5 protein-coding genes are annotated in these 6,341 nt (G+C 76.7%); 1 reads left to right on the top strand and 4 read right to left on the bottom strand.

The annotated features are described in order from the left end of the window. Positions 1–91: 91 nt before the first annotated feature. The 3 genes from ACRYMY_RS19360 to ACRYMY_RS19350 are packed head-to-tail and all read right to left on the bottom strand — an operon-like array spanning position 92 to position 3,458. Positions 92–1,288, bottom strand: a complete 1,197-nt coding sequence (locus ACRYMY_RS19360; protein ID WP_432548847.1) for an ABC transporter permease — start codon at positions 1,286–1,288, stop codon at positions 92–94. Continuing rightward, on the bottom strand, positions 1,285–2,064 hold the full coding sequence (locus tag ACRYMY_RS19355; RefSeq protein ID WP_432548846.1) for an ABC transporter ATP-binding protein: 780 nt from the start codon (positions 2,062–2,064) through the stop codon (positions 1,285–1,287). Before ACRYMY_RS19355 ends, ACRYMY_RS19360 begins: the two co-directional genes overlap by 4 nt. Beyond that, positions 2,061–3,458 carry an efflux RND transporter periplasmic adaptor subunit gene (locus tag ACRYMY_RS19350; protein ID WP_432548845.1) on the bottom strand — a complete coding sequence of 466 codons (1,398 nt, stop codon included), beginning with the start codon at positions 3,456–3,458 and terminating at the stop codon, positions 2,061–2,063. The genes ACRYMY_RS19355 and ACRYMY_RS19350 overlap by 4 nt, the downstream gene beginning before the upstream one ends. Positions 3,459–3,639: 181 nt before the next feature. On the opposite strand from ACRYMY_RS19350, the gene ACRYMY_RS19345 reads away from it, so the two are divergent. Further along, on the top strand, positions 3,640–4,236 hold the full coding sequence (locus ACRYMY_RS19345; RefSeq protein ID WP_432548844.1) for an NUDIX hydrolase: 597 nt from the start codon (positions 3,640–3,642) through the stop codon (positions 4,234–4,236). 66 nt (positions 4,237–4,302) lie between these two features. Here ACRYMY_RS19345 and arc read toward each other — a convergent pair whose 3' ends face one another. Next, entirely contained in the window at positions 4,303–5,985 is a 1,683-nt protein-coding gene (arc, locus tag ACRYMY_RS19340) for a proteasome ATPase (protein WP_432548843.1), read from the bottom strand. Positions 5,986–6,341 lie beyond the last annotated feature (356 nt).

The following is a 6,341-nucleotide window of genomic DNA, read 5'->3' as shown; positions in this document are numbered from 1 at the left end:
GGCTGGACCCCGTGGTGGCGCTGCGCACCGACTGAGCGCGGGCCCGCCGGCCGCCACCGCCCGCGGGCGGTGGCGGCCGGCGGGCCCGCGCTCAGTCGGTGCGCAGCGCCACCACGGGGTCCAGCCTGCCGGCGCGGCGGGCGGGCACGACGCCGAAGAAGATGCCCACCGCCGCCGAGACGACGAACGCCACGACGGGGCTCCACCACTCCACGACCGCCGGCAGCGGCGACAGCTGCCCGATGAGCAGCGAGCCGCCCACCCCCACGGCGATGCCGATGACGCCGCCGACGCTGGTCAGCAGCACGGCCTCGACGAGGAACTGCACGAGCACGTCGCGCTGGCGCGCGCCCAGCGCCTTGCGCAGGCCGATCTCGCGGGTCCGCTCGCGCACCGAGACGAGCATGATGTTGGACACGCCCACCCCGCCCACGAGCAGGGAGATGCCGGCGATGGAGGCCAGCACGAGGGTCAGCAGGCCGAGGATGTCGCCGATGACGCCGAGGATCTGCGTCTGGGTGACGGCGCTGAACTCCTGGTCGGGGTAGGCGTCCTTCAGCGCCCGCCACAGCTGCCCGGCCAGCTCGGGCACCTGCGCGGAGGTGGGGCTCTTGACGGCGAAGGCGTCCACCCGGTCGACGCCGAACAGCCGCTGGGCGGCCGTGACGGGCACGTGGACCTCGTTGTCCTGGCTGACGCCGAAGCTCTCGCCCTGCTCGGCGAGCACCCCCACGACGCGGAAGCGGGTGCCCGCGACCGTGACCTGCCGCCCGACGGGGTCGGCGGCCCCGAAGAGGGTCTGCGCGGTGCCCGAGCCCAGGACGGCCACCCGCCGGCGGGTGTCGACGTCGGTGGCGGTGAAGAAGGAGCCCTGCGCGACGGGGCGGGTGAACACCTCCGGCAGGTTCTGGTCCGAGCCCTGCACGGTGACGAACGTCTCGACGCCGCCGGCGCGCACGACGGCCCCGGAGGTGACGCGGGCGGTGACCAGCGACTCGTCGCCGACGACGTCGGCGAGCAGCCGCCCGTCGGAGAACTGCAGGGTGGAGACGGCCGGGGCGCCCTGGGTGGGGTTGGCGGTGTCGAACTGGCCCGGCACGACGAGGATGAGGTTGGAGCCCAGGCCCTCGACCTGCGACTCGATCTGCTGGCGGGCGCCGGAGCCGATGGAGACGACCACGACGACGGCGGCGATGCCGATGATGACGCCCAGCATCGTCAGCAGGCTGCGCAGCCGGTTGCCGCGCAGGGCGTCCACGGCGACCCGGAAGGCCTCCCAGCCCTTCACGCGGCCCCCTCCGCGCGCCGCGCCGGAGCGGGTGCGGGCGCCGCTGCGGGTGCCGACGCCTGGGGGCGGGCGGTGTCCAGCTCCACGAGGCCGTCGCGCACCCGCACCTGGCGGTGGGCGCGGCCGGCGACCTCGTCGTCGTGGGTGACCAGCACGACGGCCACGCCGCGCGCGCCGTTGAGCTCCTCGAGGATGCGCATGACCTCCGCGCCGTTGCGGCTGTCGAGGTTGCCGGTGGGCTCGTCGGCCAGCAGGATCCGCGGCTCGCCGACCAGGGCGCGGGCGATGGCGACGCGCTGCTGCTCCCCGCCGGACATCTGGGTGGGCCGGTGGGTCAGGCGGTGCCCCAGCCCCACGGCGCGCAGCGAGGCCTCGGCGCGCTCGCGGCGCTCGCCCGCCCGCACCCCGCGGTACAGCAGCGGCAGGGCGACGTTGTCCAGGGCGCTGGAGCGCGGCAGCAGCTGGAAGGCCTGGAAGACGAACCCGATCTCGCGGTTGCGCAGCTGCGCCAGCTCGGTGTCGGACAGCTCCAGCACGTCGCGCCCGCCCACCCGCAGGACGCCGGTGGTGGGCCGGTCCAAGCAGCCGAGCAGGTGCATGAGGGTGGACTTGCCCGAGCCGCTGGGGCCGACGATGGCGGCGTACTCGCCCGCGGCGACGGTGAAGCTGACCCCGCGCAGGGCGTGCACGGCGGTGTCGCCCGCGCTGTAGCTGCGCGTGACGTCGACGGCCTCGATGGCCGGCACGCCCGTCCCCGCCGCGCCCGGCCCGCTCACGGCACCTGCTCGCCGTCGGTGACGGACTCCACGCCCTCCACCACGACGCGCTCGCCCGCGCGCAGGCCCGAGGCGACCTCCACGTCGCGCTCGCCGCGGGCGCCGACGGTGACCTCCCGCAGCCGCGCGCGCCCGTCCTCCACGACGAGGACGGCGTCGCCGCCGCCGTCGCCGGCGCGCACCAGCGCCGAGGAGGGCACCCGCACCACGCCGGGGGCGTCGGCCACGACGAGGGAGACGACGGCGGACATGCCGGGCAGCGGCTCGGGGGCCGGGGAGCCGTCGGCGCGGGTGCCGCCGTCGTAGCTGAGGCGCACGGTGTAGGTGACGCCGCCGCCGGAGCCCGTGGTCGCGGTGGGGTCGACGCTGGTGACGGTGCCGGCGTACTCGGCGTCCTGGACGGCGTCGACGCTGATGCGCGCGCGCAGGCCCGGCTGCACCTGCAGGACGTCGGTCTCGTCGACGTCGGCGGTCCAGGACAGGACCGAGGCGTCCACGACGGACAGCAGCGGCGCGCCCGCGGAGACGGCGGCGCCCTCGGCGATCACGGGACCGCTGCCGCCGCCGGCGTCCCCGCCGCCCAGGGCGCCGCCGGGCAGGGACAGGCCCTGCTGCTGCAGCAGCTGCTCGGCGCCGGCGGGCAGCCCGGCCCCGCCGCCGCTGGAGCCGGCAGCCGCCAGGGACACCCGCCCGGCCACGGGGGCGCGCACGGTGAGGGCGTCCACGGTGGCGCGGGCCGCCGCCACGGCCGCGCGGGTCTGCACCCGCTGGGCCTGGCCGAGGGCGCCCAGCGCCTCGTCGACGCTGCCCAGGCCCGCCTGCACCTGGTCCACGAGGGCCTGGGTCTGGGCGGCCTGCAGGTCGTACTGGGCGCGGGAGGCGTCCACGGCGGCCAGCGCGGCGTCGCGGGCGGCGGGGTCGGGCAGGGCCTCGGCCTGGGCGCGGGCGCGCTCGAAGGCGGCCTCGGCCTGGGCGCGGGCGCGGCGCTGGGCGCCGGCCACGTCGCCGCGCCCGGACCCGCCGCCGGAGGGCGTGGCGGCGGCGGCCTGGCGGTCGGCGGCCTCGGCCTGCGCCAGCGCGTCGCGCGCCTGCGGGGAGTCCAGCACGAGCAGCACGTCGCCGGCGGCGACCTGCTGGCCGTCGGCGACGGCCAGGGTGGTCACGGTACCCGACGCGGGCGCGCTGACCGTGGCCGAGGTGCGCGGCTGCACGGTCCCGGAGGTCTGCACGGTCTCCTGCACGTCGCCGCGCTCGACCGCGGCGGTGCGCACGACGGGCTCGTCCTCGGAGCTGCAGGCGCTCAGGGCGAGCGCCAGGGCGGCGGCGGCCGCGGTCAGCGCCGCGCGGGCGCGCGAGGACGTCGCAGGGGACCGCGACGGGCGGGGGGTGGGCACACGCGTCACCCTAGGCGCTGGCTCCGACGTCGTCCGTCGGTCGTCGGTCGCGACCGGGCGCCGACCGCGTGCGACCTCCGGTGGACCCCGTGGGCACCACCGGCACCACACGTCCCACCGGTACCACCGGGCACGGGGAGCCCCGTCGCGGACGGTCCCCCGGGCGCGGCAGGGTGGGCGGGTGAGCGCGCCCGAGCCCCCGCCGGTCCCGTCCGGGCGTCCCGCGCCGGGCGCGGAGCAGGTCGCCCTGTACGACCCGCACGACGCGGCGGGGCGGGTGGTGGGCAGCGCGCCGCGGGCGCTGGTGCGGGCGCGGAACCTGCCGCACGCGGCGACGGGGGTGCTGCTGCGCGACGCGCGCGGGCGGGTGCTGGTGCACCGGCGCACGACGGTCAAGGACGTCTACCCCGGCCGCCACGACTGCCTGGCCGGCGGGGTGGTGGGCGCCGGGGAGGACCCGGCGCTGGCCGCCGAGCGCGAGCTGGCCGAGGAGCTGGGAGTGCGGGGGGTGCCGCTGCGGCCGGTGCTGCGCCGCTGGTACCGCGACGAGCGCACCTGCTTCCTGGCGCACGTGTTCACCGCGCGGGTACCGGCGGGCGCCGAGGACGCGCTGGTGCTGCAGCCGGAGGAGGTGGCCGGTGCCTGGTGGGAGGAGCCGGCGCGGCTGCGGGACCTGCTGGCCGACCCCGCGTGGCCGTTCGTGCCGGACTCGCGCGCGCTGCTGGCCGCCTGGCCGGGGTGGTGGCGCGACGACGGCCGGGACGACGCGGCCGGCTGAGCGGCGCTCAGCCGGCCGCGCGCCTCACGGGTCGCGCCTCACGGGTACTGCCTCACAGGTACTGCCTCACAGGTACTGGCCGGTGTTGGCGACGGTGTCGATGGAGCGGCCCGCCTCGGTGCCCTTCTTGCCCTGCGTCAGGGTGCGGATGAAGACGATCCGCTCGCCCTTCTTGCCGGAGATGCGGGCCCAGTCGTCGGGGTTGGTGGTGTTGGGCAGGTCCTCGTTCTCCTTGAACTCGTCCACGCACGCGCTCATCAGGTGCTCCACCCGCAGACCGCGCTGGCCGGAGGTCAGCAGGTCCTTGATGGCCGTCTTCTTCGCGCGGTCGACGATGTTCTGGATCATCGCGCCGGAGTTGAAGTCCTTGTAGTACAGGACCTCCTTGTCGCCGCCGGCGTAGGTGACCTCGAGGAACTCGTTCTCCTCGCTCTCGGTGTACATGCGCTCCACCGTGGCGCGGATCATCGCGTCGACGGCGGCCTGCGCGCTGCCGCCGTTGGCGGTCACGTCGTCGGCGTGCAGGGGCAGGTCGGCCGTCAGGTACTTGGCGAAGATCTCCCCGGCGCTCTCGGCGTCGGGGCGCTCGATCTTGATCTTCACGTCGAGGCGGCCGGGGCGCAGGATCGCCGGGTCGATCATGTCCTCGCGGTTGGAGGCGCCGATGACGATGACGTTCTCCAGGCGCTCCACGCCGTCCAGCTCCGACAGCAGCTGCGGCACGATCGTGGTCTCCACGTCGGAGGAGACCCCGGAGCCGCGGGTGCGGAACAGCGACTCCATCTCGTCGAAGAAGACGACGACGGGGGTGCCCTGACCGGCCTTCTCGCGGGCGCGGGCGAAGATGAGGCGGATGTGCCGCTCGGTCTCGCCGACGTACTTGTTGAGCAGCTCCGGGCCCTTGATGTTCAGGAAGTAGCTCTTGGCCTGCGTCTCCCCGCGCAGCTCGGCGGCCTTCTTGGCCAGGGAGTTGGCCACCGCCTTGGCGATGAGCGTCTTGCCGCAGCCGGGCGGGCCGTACAGCAGGATGCCCTTGGGCGGGCGCAGGCCGTGCTCGCGGAACAGCTCCGCGTGCAGGAACGGCAGCTCGACCGCGTCGCGGATGGCCTCGATCTGGGTGCCCAGGCCGCCGATGTCCTCGTAGCGGATGTCGGGGACCTCCTCGAGGACGAGCTCCTCGACCTCGGCCTTGGGGATGCGCTCGAAGGCGAACCCGGAGCGGGTGTCCACGGTCAGGGAGTCGCCCACGCGCAGCGGGCCGTCCAGCAGCGGCCCGGCCAGGCGCACCACGCGCTCCTCGTCGGCGCGGGCCAGGACGAGGGCGCGCCCGTCGCCGAGGACCTCCTTGACGGTGGCCAGCTCCCCCACCCGCTCGTACTCGCAGGCGGCCACGACGTTCATCGCCTCGTTGACCATGACGTCCTGGCCCGGGCGCAGGTCCGCCGTCTCCACCGCCGGGCTCACCGCGACCCGCACGCGCCGGCCGGCGCTCACCACGTCGGCGGTGCGCTCGTCGATCATCTCGAGGAAGGTGGCGAACTGCGCGGGCGGCTGCCCGAGGCGGTCCACCTCCCCCTTGAGGGCGACGATCTGGTCGCGCGCCTCGCGCAGCGTGGCGGCCAGCCGGTCGTTCTGGGCGCTGACCTGGGCCAGGCGCGAGCGGGTCGCGCCGAGCTGCTCCTCCAGCTGGGCGAGGTGGCGGGCGTCGCGGTCCGCGCTGCCGCCGAAGCGGCGCTGAGGCTCCGTCATGGCGCATCTCCCCTCTTCCGCCCGGTGTCACCCGGGCCGGTGGATGCGTTCGACACTAACCCGGCGCGGGCCGGCGCGCGGGGGATGCGCGCCGGTGCGCCCGCTTGCGCCGCAGCGGGACCCGCGCCCGCGCCCCACCCGCAACACGCCGGTGACGCGTCGGCGACACGCCCGCAACACGTGCCCGGCACGCACCGGGCGGGCGCTCGGCGCGTCCTCCGCGCGGGCGGGCGCGGCGGGCCCGCGGCCCCTAGCCTGGCGGGGGGGGGGGGGGGGGGGGGGGGGGGGGGGGGGGGGGGGGGGGGGGGGGGGGGGGGGGGGGGGGGGGGGGGGGGGGGGGGGGGGGGGGGGGGGGG

This window comes from Kineococcus haloalkalitolerans (genome assembly GCF_050871905.1).
GTDB lineage: Bacteria > Actinomycetota > Actinomycetes > Actinomycetales > Kineococcaceae > Kineococcus.
Note: the sequence above shows the minus strand (reverse complement) of the source record. Positions and strands in the feature narration are given on the sequence as shown.

Bases quoted from the DNA above. Each gene is read 5' to 3' on its own strand.
- arc (WP_432548843.1), bottom strand. From the start codon at position 5,985: ATGACGGAGCCTCAGCGCCGCTTCGGCGGCAGCGCGGACCGCGACGCC.